This is a genomic window from Halomonas garicola, from assembly GCF_031935715.1.
Taxonomy (GTDB): domain Bacteria; phylum Pseudomonadota; class Gammaproteobacteria; order Pseudomonadales; family Halomonadaceae; genus Vreelandella; species Vreelandella garicola.
Map to the genome: position 1 here is coordinate 1 of NZ_JASSZF010000030.1, position 16921 is coordinate 16921.

Here is a 16921-nt window from a genome sequence, read left to right on the forward strand (position 1 = left end):
TCAGAAAATCAAGAAGTTCCGGCGGTTATCTACACGCTATGAGCGACTGGCAAGAAACTACCAGTCACTCCTCTGCCTCGTGTCAGCCGCCATATGGCTGGCCTAATTGTTAACGCCCCCTAGATCATTGGAGCGATGCCAGCCCTACTTCCTACCTCCGGTAGAACAGTACGGGAAGTCCTAGGACTACTAGGACGTGACAGGAATACCAGGACGTCACAGGGTGTTTTTGCAAGAATCGTGCCAACTTTTGGATTCCAAGATTCCCTAGTACCTTTTCTCCTTTTCCTTTCTTGGAAAAGGGATGTCCTGTAACGTCCTAGTATTCCTAGTATTGCTACTTTGGTAAAACCAAAGGTAAGAAAGGGGCTAGAGTGTCGAAGGTAGTCTTCTCCTTCTGGTTGATCCTAGTCGTGTCAGGTATCGAGCCTCTGGCTCTTCAGTCATCCAGTCCATAGAAGGAGATTCAGTATGCCCGTACAAGACCTTAGAACAGGCGACCTTACCCAGAACAATTCTTACCAGACCACAGCTACAGCATTCCCGTACACAAAGGTAGCTGTAGCCGACCTAGGTAATGCCAGTCATCCCATCAACCAGGCTTACCTGTCTGGCAAGCAAGATGGTGCCGGTGTCGTCGGTGACGACTACGCCCTGTACATCGCTTCAGGCTCTGCAAGTACAGATGCCTGGGTCTTAGCTGGCGGTGACGGTACAGGCGATGTCACCCCGGCCTGACAGCCCTTCAGAATTTCTCAGCCCTGCCTTTGCAGTCCAGCCTCTTGGCTCTGCATCGGTGGGGCTATTTTTTGTCTAGATGAGAATAATTCCCATCATGTGGAAATACCCTGTCCCGGCGCTGTGCGTCTGCCTAAGGCGTTCTGAGCGCCAGCAGTACCCATGGGCAGGTCATGGCCGGATCGCCCAGCAGTGAGCCTGTCCGGCTTGATACAGCCCTATCAGGGGTAAGGTGCCCTGTCTGGTGCCTCAGGAGCGCGGCTCTCCTTGAAAAGTACAGGACTCGCAGGGCATAGCCCTGTGGATTTCAAGCACAGGCGGGTTTGCTGGCGCATACAGGTATCGAGCCTCTGGCTCTTGATGCGAACTGTTCTCAACAACTTCCTTGCAGCCCTATGCCAGATGCAGAATCCTGCAAGGAATCCTGTGCAGCTATCTCGGTCTTCGACAGCCCCGTATTTCCCCATAGCCCTGGGCTCGAAGGAAGCAAGGGGAGGGGTGCTGGGCTGGGCTTTGCTCTCTGGCATTTGCCTGTATCTGTCCTAGCCAGCCCAGCCTGTCTGTCACTTACTAGCCTTGTATCTAAGGGTAGTCTCTCCGCCCTGCTTCCAATGGAATACCAGGCTCTCCGAGCGGAAATCTACAACCACCTTGGAGAAGCATTCTCGCATCTTGGTATTGCACAGGGTCTTGTCTTCTGGATGCTCAAGCACAGCAGTCCTTAGGCTCTCTGCACGCCGCCTTGCCAGCTCAGTGCCTAGCATGTTCCGTTGCTGGTACAGCTTGGAAAGTCTGTCTTTTATTTCATCTAGTTCGATCCTTCTTTGAGAAAGCCTCTCTTGCAAGAAGGGGATGCCCTTAGCGTTCGGTGGAAGCTGTCCTTGCTCGATTGTCTCTAGCATCCTGTCAATGCTTTTCTCCTTTAATTTTAGCTCTAGCTTTGTGTCTTCTATCTGCATGTCTACTGAGTCATCGCCGGAAGGGCAGGCATCGACAAGCGTGTTTATCTTGCTGTGAATTATAGGCTCTACACGGTCATAGCGGACTGCATTGTACTTGCATCCTGCACCTTGTCGGGCTCTCTGACAGGCTAGGTATACCCAGCCTTTGGCTACGTTCTTGGATACCCTAGCCATCGTGCTACCGCACAGAGGACAGGTGGATAGCCCACCTAGGATGTTCTGTACTTGGCTCTTGGAATGCCTACCTCTTCTTGGTGCCTTGCTGGCTTGCAGTGCTTGGAAGTGCTCAAAGGTATCCTTGTCGATGACAGCAGGGTAATAGCCTTCAATGGGGTCACAGGCTTCCCTGTCTGCCTTCCTCTCTGGCCTGCTGGTAAAAGGTGTTAAGGTGCCATAGGTGGCAGGATTGTTCAGTATCTTGTGCACATAGCTAGGGTGCCAATGCTTACCACGACCGAAGACAGGGACTCCCTCAGTGTTCAGGGACTCACATATAGATTTCTTGCCTATTCCATCTAGGGCCTGTTGACGTTTCATGGCAGGGGTATTGCAGGATAGGGGCAAGCTCGCAGAATAAAGGTTCCCACACCAACAAACTGCAAGCCTGCCATGCCCCGACAAATGCTCACGGATGAACACTGGTCGAAGCTGAAACCTATCCTGCTTCAACAAGGTATTTATGACAAGGCCGACTTGCGTACCACGATAGAAGGCATCCTTTATCGGATGCGCACCGGCTGCCCGTGGCGGGACCTACCGGAGACGTTTGGCCCCTGGAACACGGTCTACAAGCGTTTTAACGCCTGGTCAGCGAGTGGAAAGCTGATGAGGCTTTTCAGCTCTCTGGTGGAGGAGCCTGATGTTGAGTGGCTGTTCATTGATGGCTCCTACGTCAAGGCCCACCAGGACAGCACCGGAGCTGCCACGGAAGACGCAGAAGCCATTGGCAAAAGTCGTGCAGGCAATACCAGCAAGATCCACTTGACCGTAGATGCCTATGGGCTACCGATAACCTTCAGAATAACCGGGGGTGAGGTGCACGACAGCACGGAAGCCCGGGCATTGATTGACGATTTGCCAGCGGGTGATGCATTGGTGGCTGACAAGGGCTATGACAGCGAGCGTATCCGTGAACAGATCGAAGCCAAGGGCATGGCTGCCGTCATTCCACGCAAACGCAACTCAAAGAAAGGAAATGCCAATCTGGACAGAGGCTTATATCGCTATCGGCATCTGGTTGAGAATGCCTTTGCTCGATTGAAGCCGTATCGCGCCATCGCAACGCGTTACGACAAGCTCAAGCGAAACTACGAAAGCATGGTGGCCTTGGCCTGCGGCTTTTTATGGCTGCCCATGTGAAACGTCAACACGCCCTAGTGCCATCTCGAAGATTCTACGGACGACCTCGCCACGCTCAGGGATGATCTCGAAGGATACGCCATCGCTAGCAGGCCGGAGCCATTGAGGGGCGCGGGACGTAAGGCGGACAGGTTCACCAGAAGCTAACTTTTTCCTCTTGTTTTGCCAAACTGAGCGTAGTCGGCGTGCTTTGGTAGATGATTCCTCATTGGCCCTCATGAAGATGAGGACTGCCATTAGGAAAGCTGTTGGGTCCTTTATGAGGGTTTGATTGCTGTACTCTTTCTCATCTACTAGAGTTACAATGGAAATTCCCATTGTGCAGATTTCGACAAGCACTGACGCTGCAAGATGCGCGGACTGCCTTGAAATCCTGTCTAGAGATTCAACGAGTAGGTATGAGCCGGGCTCGATAATCCCTTCTTCGACAGCCTTCCTAAATAGCTTAAGCTCTCCAGCCTCCATGTTTTTTCCCTGATAAGCGGAAACCCCAAGATCTCGAAAAGACGTTTCCTTATCCAGCTCCAGCCCGTGCCGGTCTGCGTACTCTTGGGCTAGCTGTGTCTGCCTTCTGCGGCTATCGCCCTGCATCTGCTCAGGGGTAGAGAAGCGTAAGTAGCTGTACGCCCTGGGTTTCTTCTGCTCAGTCATGCCTGTAGCCCTCCCCTTCCTTGCACCTCTAGGATGCCGCTAGCATAGACATAGGTCTTCACAGACACAACCTGTTTTTTGCCGGCCCTCCCGGTACCGGCAAAACCATGCTGGCAAGCCGCCTGCCGGGCATTCTGCCGCCGCTTTCCGACGAGGATGCCCTGGCCGTAGCCGCGGTCCGCTCGGTATGCGGCCTGCCGCTGGAAAAGCACTGGGGACAGCGCCCCTTCCGCCAGCCCCACCACAGCGCTAGCGCCGCCGCGCTGGTGGGCGGCGGCTCAAAACCCAAGCCCGGGGAAATCTCGCTTGCCCACCACGGCGTGCTGTTTCTCGACGAGCTGCCGGAGTTTTCCCGCCACGTGCTGGAAGTGTTGCGCCAGCCCCTGGAAACCGGGGAAATCCACCTGGCCCGGGCCAGCCACGAGCGCCGCTATCCGGCCAATTTCCAGCTGGTAGCCGCCATGAACCCCTGCCCCTGCGGTCACCTGGGCGATCCACGCACCCGCTGCCAGTGCAGCCAAAGTCAGATACAGCGTTACCAGGCACGGCTTTCCGGCCCGCTGCTGGACCGCATCGACCTGCAGGTCGAAGTGCCCGCGCTGCCGCCGGAACAGCTCACCGCCCAGACCCCGGGCGAGTCTTCCTCCGAGGTTCGCAAGCGCGTGCTCGCCGCCCGCCAACGCCAGCAGGCACGCGGCACGCTCAATAGCCAGCTGAGCGGCAAGGCGCTGGAAGCCGCCTGCGCCCTGGACGCCGAGGAGCGCGCCTGGCTTGCCGGCGTGCTGGAGAAACTGCGCCTTTCGGCCCGCGCCTATCATCGGGTGCTGCGCGTGGCGCTGACGCTTGCCGACCTGGAGGGCGCGCCCAAACCCGTGCAGTCGCACTTCATCGAAGCCATCGGCTATCGCCAGCTCGATCGCCTGTTGAAGGGTGGCTAAAGTCGTAAACGGGCCGGCTTTCCCCTGCCTTGACCGGTTTATTGCGGGTGGCTAGGCTTGACTCGTTATTTGACCAATAGGTCAGGAAATGGCGAAAGGCTCGCCGCTACCCGATAGCGATATCTCCCGCCATCGCGGCCCAGGCAGCAACACCACTTATCACAATGGCTCAAGTTAATGACTCAAGCCACAACGACTCAAGCCACAACAACAAACAGGTAGGGGTATGAACGAGACAACCGCTCGCGCCAACGAGGCGCTCAACACGAGTCCCGATCGTCTGTCATTCCTGGACCGTTTTTTCAACGTGTCCAAACGCGGCTCCAGCGTTAAAACCGAAATCCTTGCCGGTCTGGCTACCTTTCTGGCCGGCATGTACATCATCGTGGTCAACCCCGCGGTGCTCAACGATGCGGGTATTCCCTTTTCCGCCGCCCTGTCGGCCACCGTGGTCATCAGCTTTCTCGGCAGCCTGGCCATGGCGTTTTACGCCCGCAACCCCATTCTGGTCGCCCCCGGAATGGGCATGAACGCGCTGTTTACCTACACCCTGGTGCTGGGGGCGGGCCTTAGCTGGGAGGTGGCGCTTGGCTGCGTGTTCTGGTCCGGGGTGATCTTTGCAGTGCTGGCGCTATTCAACGTGCGCAAGGCCGTGATCGAGGCGATTCCGTCGTCGCTACGCTACGCGATTACCTGCGGCATCGGGCTGTTCATCACCTTTGTCGGGCTGCAAAACGCCGGCTTTATCGTCGGCAGCGACGCCACCATCGTCACGCTTGGCAACATGGATGCCCATCTGGCGACGTTTTTTCTGGGGCTGATTGCCACCGCGGTCTTCGTCATCCTGCGCTTTAACGGCGCGCTGGTCATGGGCATTGCCCTGACCACTCTGGTCGCCGCGCCCATGGGCCGGCTGTGGGGCGAGGAAGTGATGGTAGCCTGGACGGGCCTTGCCGCCTGGCCGGACTTCAGCGCGGTGATGAAAGTGGACATTCTGGGGGCGCTGAAGGTCGCCTACCTGCCGTTCATCTTCGTCATGCTGTTTACCAACTTCTTTGACGCCATGTCGTGCTTTATGGCGCTATCCGAGGCCGCCCCCGAGCTCAAGGACGAAGACGGCAACCCGCGCAACCTCAAGCGCTCCATGACGGTGGACGCCTTCTCCTCGATGATCGCCGCGCCGCTTGGCACCAGTGCCGCCCAGACGTTTGTGGAATCCGGCGCCGGGGTGGCCCAGGGCGGGCGCACCGGGCTGGTGGCGCTGGTGATCGCCTTTCTGTTCCTGCCGTTTTTGTTTCTTTCGCCGCTGCTGTCGCTGGTGCCAAGTATCGCCACCGCGCCGGCGCTGGTCATGGTGGGGCTATTCATGATGGCGCCGATCAGCAAGGTAGAGTGGGACCGCTTTGACCAGGCTTTCCCCGCCTTTCTCGCCATCATTCTGATGCCGCTGACCTATTCGATCACGCTGGGAATCGCCTTCGGCTTCATCAGCTTTGTGCTGATCAAGGTGCTCACCGGGCGTCTGGAAGAGATCAAGCCGGCCATGTGGATCACCGCGGCGCTGTCCCTGGTCATGCTGCTCACCGCCCAGTAAGGCGCGGCGCCCGGCGTCAGCGTTCCGCCGTCTGGAGGGTATCGGGCGGCGTTTCCACGGCGGCCGGGCGCTTGATGCCGCAGCCCTTGATGACGACCCGGATCAGAAACTGCGTGATCTCTTCCAGATCCTCGTCGTCCAGGGTGGTCCGGCCGGTAATGCCCAGCACCTGGGTTTCAAAATCGGCGTAGTGCTGGGTCGACGACCAAATGAGAAAAATCAGCCATACCGGGTCCACCGGGTCCATCAGGCCCCGGGCGGCCCACTGGCGAAGCACCGCCGCGCGGTTTTCCACCCACTCGCGCAGCTCGCCCTGGAGGTAGTCCTGCAAGAACGGCGCGCCACCGAGAATTTCGCTGGCAAACAGCCGCGAGCCTGCCGGGTGGCTGCGGGACAGCTGAATCTTGGCGCGGATGAAGGCCGAAATGACCTCGACCGGGTCGTCTTCCGGGGAGATGCTGTCCAGAATCGCGTTCCAGCGGGTCATCATGCGCTCCAGCAGGCGCACATAAAGCTTGCGCTTGCTGCCCATGTAGTAGAGCACGTTGGACTTGGGCAGCCCGGCCTGGTGGGCGATTTCCTGCAGGCTGGCGCCGCGATAGCCGTGGCGCGCAAACACGCCTTCGGCGGCCTGCAAAATTGCCTGCTCGTTGCGCCGGCGGATGGCACCGGCCTCCTGTTCTCGGGGGAAATCAGCCTTGGCCATGGGCCCTCACCTTCTCGTCAGCGCGCGCATCGGCACGCGCAGGCAAAGCTGAATCTTGCCTGAAAAGCCGCTTCCAAGGCAATTCCGAACGGCAGACGGCGGGGCTCGCCAGCGCTGAACTGCCGACGCTCAGACAAAAGTCGCAGGGCAAAACGACTTGATAAAGCTGACCATGTGGTCAAGAATTGAAGTTAACCCCGACACGCGGCCAGCAACCTGCTTCACCACGACAAGACAACCGGGCCACGACAATGATAACCGGAGCCGACCATGATTGACTTCTATCTCAACGGCCAGCGCCAGCGCCTGGAAGGCGTCAGCGCCGATACCAGCATTCTGGAACTGTTGCGCGAACAGCTCGACCAGATCGGCACCAAGGAAGGCTGCGCCACCGGCGACTGCGGCGCCTGCACCGTGGCCATCGGCGAGCCCGACGAAAGCGGCGCGCTTGGCTACCACAGCGCCAACGCCTGCGTGACGCCGGCCCATCAGCTCAGCGGCTGCCACCTGGTCACGGTAGAAGGCCTGGCCGACGGCGAGCGCCTGCATCCGGCCCAGGCGGCCATGGTCGAGTGCCACGGCAGCCAGTGCGGCTTTTGCACGCCGGGCATCGTGATGTCGCTTTTCACCCTGTACGAAGACCAGCAAAAGCGCCCGGCTCCGCTGACCCAGCAGCGCCTGGAAGGGGTGCTTGGCGGCAATCTCTGCCGCTGCACCGGCTACCGCCCGATCCGCGATGCCGCCCTCACCATGCAGGACCACCCCCACGCGACGCCCGCCTGGGCGGCCAACCCCACACTGGGCAAGGACGTGGCGGCGCTGGCCAGAGACGTGGGCAGCAGCGCCGGGCATGCCGACACCGGCAAGGCCGCGGGCTACGCCATGCCCCGGGATATCGCCGCGCTGCGCGAGCTCAAGGCCAGCCGCCCCGACGCGCGGCTGGTGGCCGGCGGCACCGACCTGTGGCTGGAAACCACCCAGCAGGTCAAGGACCTGGCAGACATCATCGACGTGCGCCGGGTCGCCGAACTCACCGAGATCGAAGAAGGGGACGCCGGCTGGTGGATCGGCGCCTCAGTGACGCTTACCCGCCTGATGCCGCTGCTGGCGGAGCACTACCCGGCGTTCGAGCACATGATGCACCGCTTTGCCGGCTCCCAGATCCGCAACCGCGCCACCCTGGGCGGCAACATTGCCAACGCCTCGCCCATCGGCGATACCCCGCCGACGCTTCTGGCGCTGGACGCCCGCCTGCGGCTGGACGGCCCCCGGGGCAGCCGCGAGATGGCGCTCGAGGACTTCTTCCTCGACTACAAGAAAATCGCCATGGACGCCGACGAGTTCATCGCCGCGGTGTTTCTCCCGCGCCCAACCGCCGGCCAACAGCTCAAGGTATGGAAGCTGTCCAAGCGCCGGGAGGACGACATTTCCGCGGTGCTGGGCGCCTTTTCCTGGCGCCTGGAAGACGGCGCGATGCGCGACGTACACCTCGCCTTCGGCGGCATGGCGGCCATCCCCCGCCGAGCGCCCACCGCCGAGGCGGCCCTTGAAGGCAGCCGCCCGGACGCCGCCGCTTTCGCCCACGCCCGGGCGGCGCTGGCTCGTGAGCTCACGCCCATGGCCGACATGCGCGGCAGCGCCGAATACCGCACGCTTGCCGCCGGCAACCTGCTGGAACGGCTGCGCCTGATGATCGACGCCGACAGCGATAACAACGGCGATAACAACAGCACAGCGACCAAGGTGACCCTCGATGCGTACGCTCACTGAACTCGAACAGCCCGTCCCGCAAAACGCCGCGCATCGCCGCTACCAGGGCGATGAGCCGCTGGCCCGGGACACCGTCGAAAGCCAAGGCAGCGCCGGCAGCGCCCGCCCCCACGAGAGCGCGGTGAAGCACGTCACCGGCCGGGCCGCCTACATCGACGATTTGCCCACGCCCAAGCGCACCCTGCACGTCATGGTCGGCCAGTCGCCGGTGGCCCACGGCCGCGTCACGCGGCTGGAGCTGGGCAAGGTGCGAGCCTTTCCCGGCGTCGTCGACGTCGTAAGCCTTGACGACGTGCCCGACCATACCGATATCGGTCCGGTGTTTCCCGGCGACCCGATCTTTGCCTTTGACGAGATCAGCTACGCCGGCCAGAGCCTTTTTGCCGTGGCCGCCGAGAGCTACAAGATCGCCCGTCAGGCGGTGCTGGCCGCGGTAGTGGAAATCGACGAGCAGCCGGCAAGCCTCGACCCGGTGGCCGCCGCCGACCGCGAAGAGCTGGTGCGCCCCACTCACGTTCACGAACGCGGCGACTGGCAGGCGGCCCTTGACGGTTCGCCCCACGTCCTCGAAGGCACCCAGTTCGTCGGCGGCCAGGAGCACTTCTACCTGGAGGGTCAGGCCTGCCTGGTCGAGCCCACCGAAGACGAGGGCGTGCTGGTGCACACCTCCAACCAGCACCCCAGCGAAACGCAAAAGCTGGTGGCCGAGGTGCTGGGCATTCCTTTCCATGCGGTGACGGTCTCCAACCGGCGCATGGGCGGCGGCTTCGGCGGCAAGGAAACCCAGGCCTCGCCCTGGGCGTGCATCGCCGCGATTATCGCCCGGCGCACCGGCCGCGCCGCCAAGGTGCGCCTGCCTCGGGCCGACGACACCCGCGGCACCGGCAAGCGCCACCCCTTCCACAACGCCTATAAGCTGGGCTTTGATGAGCGCGGCGTGCTCACCGGCGGCGACATCGACATCATCGGCGACTGCGGCTACTCGCCGGACCTGTCCGAAGCCGTGGTCGATCGCGCCATGTTCCACGCCGACAACGCCTACTCGCTGGGCGACGCTCGGGTCACCGGCAAGCGGGCCAAGACCCACACCGCCTCCAACACGGCGTTTCGCGGCTTTGGCGGTCCCCAGGGCGTGATGATTATTGAACAGGCGATGGACGATATCGCCCGCTACGTCGGCGAAGACCCGCTGACCGTGCGCAAGCGCAATCTCTACCGCGACGCCGACCCCGACGGCACGCCGCGCAACGTCACCCACTACGGCCAGCGCGTGGAGCAGATACCGCTTTTGCACGACGTCATCAGCCAGCTGGAGGAATCCAGCGACTACTGGAACCGGCGCCGGGATATCACCCGCTTCAACGCCCAAAGCCCGATCATCAAGCGCGGCCTGGCGCTGACGCCGGTGAAGTTCGGCATCTCGTTCACCGCCCAGCACCTGAACCAGGCCGGCGCCCTGCTCCACGTCTATACCGACGGCAGCGTGATGATCAACCACGGCGGCACCGAAATGGGCCAGGGGCTGCACACCAAGATCTGCCAGGTGGTGGCCCGGGAGCTGGGGCTCGACCTGGACAAGGTGCGCATTACCGCCACCCGCACCGACAAGGTGCCCAACACCTCGCCCACCGCGGCCTCAAGCGGCGCCGACCTGAACGGCATGGCCGCCCGGGACGCCGCCAGCAAGCTGCGCGAGCGGCTGTTTGACTTTGCCTCCGCCCACTTTGATGCCCACGCCGGCGGGCTCGATCGGGAAACCATGCGCCTGGAGCACGGCGAGCTGGTCGCCGGCATCGGCGCCGACGAGCACCGCATCAGCTGGGGGGAGCTGGTACAGGCGGCGTATCTAGGCCGTATTTCGCTTTCCGAGAAGGGCTTCTACGCCACGCCGCTGATCCACTACGACCGCGCCACCGGCCGCGGCCGCCCGTTTTACTACTTCGCCCACGGCGCGGCGGTGTCCGAGGTGGAAGTGGACATGCTCTCCGGCGAGTACCGCGTCAGCCGCGTGGACATTCTCCACGACGTCGGCGATTCGCTGAACCCGGCCATCGACATCGGCCAGGTCGAGGGCGGCTTCATCCAGGCCATGGGCTGGATGACCAGCGAAGAGCTCAAGTGGAACGACTCGGGCCAGCTGACCACGGTCGGCCCCTCCACCTACAACATTCCGACCTTTGGCGACACGCCGGAGGTATTCAACGTCAAGCTCATGGAAGGCCATCCCAACTCCCAGGCCAGCATCTACCGCTCCAAGGCCGTGGGCGAGCCACCCTTCGTGCTGGGCATCTCGGTGTGGTCGGCGCTGCGCGACGCCCTCGCGAGCCTGGTGAACTACCGCTTCTGCCCGGTGCTCGACACCCCGGCCACGCCCGAGCGCGTGCTGATGGCGGCGGAAATCCTGTGCCAGCAGACCGACAGCAAAAACGCGAGGCCCGACCATGAGCCCGCATGACGTCTGGCACGGCGCCCTTGATCGCCTCCAGCGCGAAGCTCGCTCCCACGCGTTGGCAAGCGTGGTGGGGGTGGCGGGCTCCACGCCCCGGGAGCCGGGCACCAAGATGGTGATCACCCCGGACACCGTCCACGACACCCTGGGCGGCGGCAACTTCGAGTGGCAGGTGATGGAAACCGCCCGGGAAGCGCTGGCCAATGGGGAAAGCGGCACACGGCTTGAGGCCTTTCCGCTGGGCGGGCGCAGCGGCCAGTGCTGCGGCGGCTACGTTCACGTCATGCTTGAGCTGTTTGCCGGCGCCGAGATGCAGGTGGCGCTCTTTGGCGCCGGCAACGTCGGCCGGGAGCTGGCCAAGCTGATCGCCCCGCTGCCCTGGCGCCTGCACTGGCTCGACAGCCGGGCCGACGCCTTCCCCGACACCTTCCCCAAGGCCCCGGGCAACGAGCGCCAGCGGCGCCGGCAGATCACCGCCGGTGCCGACGGCGAGCCCGACGTAGCCAAGGCCGTTGCCGGGCTGCCGGCGGGCTGTCACGCGCTGGTGATGACCCAGGATCACGGCGAAGACCGGGCGATCATCGATGCCCTGCTGCGCCGGGGCGACTGCGCCTCCCTTGGCGTCATCGGCTCGCGCTCCAAGTGGGCGAGCTTTCGCCGCCGGCTGCGCGACGCCGGGCACCGCGAGGCTGACCTTGCCCAGGTGCGCTGCCCCATTGGCGTCGCCGGCGCCCGGGGCAAGCGGCCGTACGAAATCGCCCTGGCGGTGGTCGCCGAGCTATTGACCTTCAAACCCGCCGCCGAACAGCCGGACCGGCGCGGCGTCGCCCCGGAAACCCTGCGCGCCGCCTTTCACCCGGTCACCCCCAACACACAGAAACAGCGCGCTTGAGGCGCTCCGACCCGATTCCCCAGCGCCAACGGAGAGCATAACAATGACGAACCTGACCACTGCCACCCGCGTGCTGCGCGGCCCGCTCTTGAGCTTTGCCAGCGATCCGGGAGACGGCGATACCCCCGCGCCGGGCAGCGTTCGCCACCTGGAAGACGGCGCCGTCTGGATCGTCGATGGCCGCATCCACGCCGTGGGCGACTACGCCGAGCTGGCCCCGCACCTGCCCACCGGCATCGAAACCTTGGACTACTCGGGCAAGCTGATGATGCCGGGCTTTATCGACAGCCACGTGCACTATTCCCAGCTCGACATCATGGCCTCCTACGGCCGCCAGCTGCTCGACTGGCTCAACGACTACACCTTCCCCGAAGAGTGTCGCTTTGCCGATCGCGCCCACGCCGACGCCGTCGCCGAGGCGTTTCTCGACGAAACACTACGCGTGGGCACCACGACCGCCCAGGTGTTCTGCACCTCGCACCCGGGCTCGGTGGACGCCTTCTTCACCGCCGCCAACCGCCGGGGGCTGCGCATGCTCGCGGGCAAGGTGCTGATGGACCGCAACGGCCCCGACGATCTCACCGACGACACCCTGGGCGGGCTTGCCGACAGCGAACGGCTGATTGCCGACTGGCACGGCAAGGGCCGGCTGGGCTACAGCCTGACGCCGCGCTTTGCCCCTACCTCGACGCCTGCGCAGCTGGAAGCCACCGGCGCGCTGCTGCGCAACGCCCCGGATATTCACCTGCAGACGCACCTGTCAGAAAACGAAGGCGAAATTGCCTGGGTCTCGGAGCTGTTCCCGGAAAGCCGCGACTACCTCGGCGTTTACGAGCGCTACGGGCTGGTAGGGCCGCGCAGCACCTTTGCCCACGGCATTCACCTGGACCAGGGCATGCGCAAGCGCCTGGCCGACGCCGGCGCGAGCATTGCCTTCTGCCCCACCTCGAATCTGTTTCTGGGCAGCGGCCTGTTCGACCGTGAGGCCTGCAAAGACGTCGGCATGGCCACGAGCCTAGCAAGCGACGTGGGCGGCGGCACCGACCTCTCGGGGCTTGCCACGCTCAAGGGCGCCTACCAGGTCGGCCAGCTGCTGGGCCAGCCGCTCACCGCCTGGCAGGGCTTTTACCGCCTGACCCTGGGCAACGCCCGGGCGCTGCACCTGGACGAACACATCGGCCAGATCCGCGAGGGCGGCGAAGCCGATATCGTAGTGCTCGACCCGGCGGCCACGCCGCTGCTCGCCCGGCGCACCGCCCACTGCCAAACGCTTGCCGAAACCCTGTTTGCGCTGATGATGCTGGGTGACGACCGCAGCGTCTACGCCACCTGGGCCGGCGGGGAGCGGGTTCACGCCCGGGACTAGTCGGCGCATGCGGCCCCGGCGTCCGCGCCGGCCGGGGCCGCCAGACGGTCGAGAAAGTCCCCCAGCTCGGCAAACAGCGCCTCGCGGATCGGCGGGGCTTCGTTGACCAGATGGTGGCGCGCCTGCGGCTGATGATAGACCTCGGCCCGGGGGAATTTTTCGCCCAGTACGGCCAGGTTGTAGCGCCAGTCCACGGTCTGATCCTCTTCCCCCTGCAGCATCAGCGCCGGCAGCGTTGACGGCGGATACGCCGGCAATCGCGCCATCCAGCGGCGCATGGCGCTCACCCAGACAAGGCTCAACTCCCAGTGCTGGAGCGGATCCTGCCGGCGCAGGAAATCCACGAAGGCGGTATCGGTGGAGTTGGGCCAGTAGCGCCGGGAGACGGTGCTGACAAAGGGCGCCGCCAGCCGGTGCAGCGTGCTCGCCCGGTGCCACCCCCAGGGGCGCACCAGCGGCGCCAGCATGACAAGCCCAGCCCAGGGCGCGGCGCCTTGGCGCCTCAGCGCATCGGTTGCCAGTATCGCCGCCCCGGTACTTTGCCCCACGCCCACCCAGGGCGCCGGGGCAAGGCCCTGCGCCGCCACGGCGCTCTGCACGACGTGCAGGCATTCGCCGTAGGTGGCAAAGTCGTCGATCGCCACTCGCTCGCCGCTGGATAGCCCGTGACCGGGCAGATCCCACAGCACCACCTGCCAGCCCCGGGCCAGGAGCATCGCCAGCAGATGGCGGTAAAGGCCCAGGTGGTCGAAGTAGCCGTGCACCACAAAGGCCGTGCCCACCGGCGCCGGCGGCGCCCACACCTGGCACCAGAGTAAAAAAGCCCCCGTCGGCACCATGCCGGCATACACCCGGCGCGCCTTCTGGCGGCAGGGCGCCAACCCATAGTGCTCAAGGTAGGGCGCCACGGCCTGCGCCGCGGCGCTATCAGGGCGCAGCCGTACCAGTCCCTTGCCAGCGGTAGAGGAAAACACCTCCCGCAGCGGGCCAAACTCGTTCATCCAGCCCCTCCTGATCAAGCCGGTCATCCGCGCTGGTTTCTCAACGGCCGGCAGATGCACTAACTTGGTATCATTTAGTCGGACATCGCGGCACTGCCCGCTTCGTCCTATTTACATACTTGCACATTTATGGAACTATTTTCCGCAAATTGAGCTGTCGGCATCTGCATCAGTGCTGTCATACGCACGTCGACCGGCATGAGGTAGCAGTTGTATTTACTGTTGCATTCACTTGGCCGTGGCGAACATCTGGGTACCACGATTGGCCACGGGCCCTCTTAAGGGAGAGTTTCCATGAGCGAGCGTATCACGCGTCACCGTCTACAGGTGTCAGCTGACCTTGATCGCTTTATCAACGAGCAGGCGCTGCCGGGCACAGGCGTCGATCAGGATGCCTTCTGGAAAGGCGTCGACGCGTTGTTTCACGACCTGGCGCCGAAAAACCACCAGCTGCTCGACGAGCGCGCCTCGCTGCAGGAAAAGCTCAACGCCTGGCACCGCGACAACCCCGGCCCGATCACCGATATGCCGGCCTATCGCCGCTTTCTCACCGACATCGGCTATCTGACCGAGATCCCTGAGCGCGTCGAAACCACCACCGCCAATGTCGACCCCGAGCTTGCCTCCCAGGCCGGCCCGCAGCTGGTTGTGCCGGTCAACAACGGCCGCTACGCGCTGAACGCCGCCAACGCCCGCTGGGGCAGCCTCTACGACGCGCTCTACGGCACCGACGTCATAGCCGAAGACGACGGCGCTGAAATCACCCGCGAGTTCAACTTCAAGCGCGCCGACAACGTCATCGCCTATGCCCGCGGCGTACTCGACCAGGCCACCCCGCTGGCCGACGGCTCCCACCGCGACGCCACCAACTACGCCGTTCGCGACGGCAAGCTGGTCGTCACCCTCGACGGCGGTCGCGAGACCGGCCTCAAGGACGCCGACAAGCTCGTCGGCTTTGACGGCGACGCCGCCGACCCGTCCTCGATCCTGCTGGTCAACCATGGCCTGCACATCGAACTGCAGATCGACGGTGACAACTTCATCGGCAAGACCGACCCGGCGCGCATCAAGGATGTCGTCGTGGAAGCCGCCACGTCCACCATCATGGACTGCGAGGACTCCATCGCCGCGGTCGATGCCGAAGACAAGGTCGGCGTTTACGCCAACTGGCTCGGCCTGATGAAGGGCAACCTGCAGGAAACCATCGAGAAAGACGGCAAGAGCTTTGTTCGCGAGCTGCGCGGCGACCGCACCTGGCAAGGCAGCGGCGGCGACAGCGTAACGCTGCAGGGCCGCGCGCTGATGTTCATCCGCAACGTCGGCCACCTGATGACCACGCCGGCCGTGCTCGACGACAGCGGCAACGAACTGCCCGAAGGGATCCTCGACGCTCTGGTGACTTCGCTGATCGCCATCCACGACCTGAAGAAACCCGCCGGCCAGCCGCGCAACTCGCGCACCGGGTCGGTGTATATCGTCAAGCCCAAGATGCACGGCCCGAAGGAAGTCGCTTTTGCCGACGAGCTCTTCGGCCGCGTCGAGGATATCCTCGGCATGGAGCGCGATACCCTGAAAATGGGCGTCATGGACGAAGAGCGCCGTACCAGCGTCAACCTCAAGGCCTGCATCAACGCCGCAAGCTCCCGGGTGGTCTTCATCAACACCGGCTTCCTCGATCGCACCGGCGACGAAATGCACAGCGTCATGGAAGCCGGCCCGATGGTGCGCAAGGGCGAAATGAAGCGCACCGCCTGGCTTGACGCCTACGAGAAGAACAACGTCCAGACCGGCCTTGCCTGCGGCATGCGCGGCCGAGCCCAGATCGGCAAGGGCATGTGGGCCATGCCCGAGCTGATGCACGACATGCTCGAGCAGAAAATCGGCCACCCCAAGGCCGGCGCCAATACCGCCTGGGTGCCCTCGCCCACCGCCGCTACGCTGCACGCGCTGCACTACCATCAGGTAGCAGTCGAGGCCATACAGCGCGAGCTGGAAGGCAAGGGCGAAACCGATCTGCTGGACGACCTGCTCAGCGTGCCGGTGGAAGCCGACCCGAGCTGGGGCGCCGATGCGATCCAGCAGGAGCTGGATAACAACTGCCAGGGCATCCTTGGCTACGTGGTGCGCTGGGTCGAGCACGGCGTCGGCGTTTCCAAGGTGCCGGACATCCACAACGTTGGCCTGATGGAAGACCGCGCCACGCTGCGCATCTCCAGCCAGCACATTGCCAACTGGCTGCACCACGGCATTGCCGATGAAGCCCAGGTCAAGGAGACGCTCGAGCGCATGGCGAAAGTAGTCGACGAGCAGAACGCCGGCGACCCCAACTATACGCCGATGACCTCGCACCTGGACGACTCCACAGCGTTCAAGGCCGCCTCCGACCTGATCTTCAAGGGGCTGAAGCAGCCCTCGGGCTACACCGAGCCGCTGCTCCACGAGTGGCGCCGGGTAGAAAAGACAAAAGCGGATAAGGGCAAAGCGCAGTAAAACGC

12 protein-coding genes and 1 pseudogene are annotated in these 16921 nt (G+C 63.3%); 9 read left to right on the forward strand and 4 right to left on the reverse strand.

Annotation, left to right across the window (positions count from 1 at the left end; genetic code table 11):
- The first annotated feature begins 471 nt into the window (after nucleotides 1-471).
- Nucleotides 472-738, forward strand: a complete 267-nt coding sequence (locus RS027_RS10775) for a hypothetical protein (RefSeq protein WP_311956747.1) — start codon at nucleotides 472-474, stop codon at nucleotides 736-738.
- Between the two features lie 563 nt (nucleotides 739-1301).
- On the opposite strand, the gene RS027_RS10780 is transcribed toward RS027_RS10775, so the two are convergent.
- Nucleotides 1302-2237, reverse strand: a complete 936-nt coding sequence (locus RS027_RS10780) for a recombinase family protein (RefSeq protein WP_311956750.1) — start codon at nucleotides 2235-2237, stop codon at nucleotides 1302-1304.
- Nucleotides 2238-2309: 72 nt separating this feature from the next.
- Here RS027_RS10780 and RS027_RS10785 point away from each other — a divergent pair, with 72 nt between their 5' ends.
- Nucleotides 2310-3059, forward strand: a complete 750-nt coding sequence (locus RS027_RS10785) for an IS5 family transposase (protein ID WP_311881892.1) — start codon at nucleotides 2310-2312, stop codon at nucleotides 3057-3059.
- On the opposite strand, the gene RS027_RS10790 is transcribed toward RS027_RS10785, so the two are convergent.
- Nucleotides 3042-3710 carry a recombinase family protein gene (locus tag RS027_RS10790; protein WP_311956751.1) on the reverse strand — a complete coding sequence of 223 codons (669 nt, stop codon included), beginning with the start codon at nucleotides 3708-3710 and terminating at the stop codon, nucleotides 3042-3044. The genes RS027_RS10785 and RS027_RS10790 overlap by 18 nt on opposite strands.
- A gap of 65 nt (nucleotides 3711-3775) precedes the next feature.
- On the opposite strand from RS027_RS10790, the pseudogene RS027_RS10795 reads away from it, so the two are divergent.
- A pseudogene (locus tag RS027_RS10795) lies at nucleotides 3776-4648 on the forward strand (YifB family Mg chelatase-like AAA ATPase); the annotation flags it as partial.
- A gap of 226 nt (nucleotides 4649-4874) precedes the next feature.
- Entirely contained in the window at nucleotides 4875-6242 is a 1368-nt protein-coding gene (locus tag RS027_RS10800) for an NCS2 family permease (RefSeq protein ID WP_311956752.1), read from the forward strand.
- Nucleotides 6243-6258: 16 nt separating this feature from the next.
- On the opposite strand, the gene RS027_RS10805 is transcribed toward RS027_RS10800, so the two are convergent.
- On the reverse strand, nucleotides 6259-6948 hold the full coding sequence (locus tag RS027_RS10805) for a TetR/AcrR family transcriptional regulator (protein ID WP_311956753.1): 690 nt from the start codon (nucleotides 6946-6948) through the stop codon (nucleotides 6259-6261).
- 270 nt (nucleotides 6949-7218) lie between these two features.
- On the opposite strand from RS027_RS10805, the gene xdhA reads away from it, so the two are divergent.
- From xdhA to guaD, 4 genes are read left to right on the forward strand one after another with little or no spacing between them, the layout of a single operon-like run.
- A complete protein-coding gene (xdhA, locus tag RS027_RS10810) occupies nucleotides 7219-8718 on the forward strand; it encodes a xanthine dehydrogenase small subunit (RefSeq protein ID WP_311956754.1) in 1500 nt (499 codons plus the stop codon).
- On the forward strand, nucleotides 8702-11173 hold the full coding sequence (gene xdhB, locus RS027_RS10815) for a xanthine dehydrogenase molybdopterin binding subunit (protein WP_311956755.1): 2472 nt from the start codon (nucleotides 8702-8704) through the stop codon (nucleotides 11171-11173). The genes xdhA and xdhB overlap by 17 nt, the downstream gene beginning before the upstream one ends.
- The gene (gene xdhC, locus RS027_RS10820) at nucleotides 11160-12059 is read left to right on the forward strand and encodes a xanthine dehydrogenase accessory protein XdhC (protein ID WP_311956757.1); all 900 of its coding nucleotides are present in this window, start codon (nucleotides 11160-11162) and stop codon (nucleotides 12057-12059) included. The genes xdhB and xdhC overlap by 14 nt, the downstream gene beginning before the upstream one ends.
- A gap of 43 nt (nucleotides 12060-12102) precedes the next feature.
- Nucleotides 12103-13425: a guanine deaminase gene (guaD, locus tag RS027_RS10825; protein ID WP_311956759.1), complete on the forward strand. Its 1323-nt coding sequence runs from the start codon at nucleotides 12103-12105 to the stop codon at nucleotides 13423-13425.
- Here guaD and RS027_RS10830 read toward each other — a convergent pair.
- The gene (locus RS027_RS10830) at nucleotides 13422-14426 is read right to left on the reverse strand and encodes an alpha/beta hydrolase (protein WP_311956760.1); all 1005 of its coding nucleotides are present in this window, start codon (nucleotides 14424-14426) and stop codon (nucleotides 13422-13424) included. The two genes, guaD and RS027_RS10830, sit on opposite strands and share 4 nt — an antisense overlap.
- A gap of 294 nt (nucleotides 14427-14720) precedes the next feature.
- On the opposite strand from RS027_RS10830, the gene RS027_RS10835 reads away from it, so the two are divergent.
- Entirely contained in the window at nucleotides 14721-16916 is a 2196-nt protein-coding gene (locus RS027_RS10835) for a malate synthase G (protein ID WP_311956761.1), read from the forward strand.
- The last annotated feature ends 5 nt before the right edge of the window (nucleotides 16917-16921 follow it).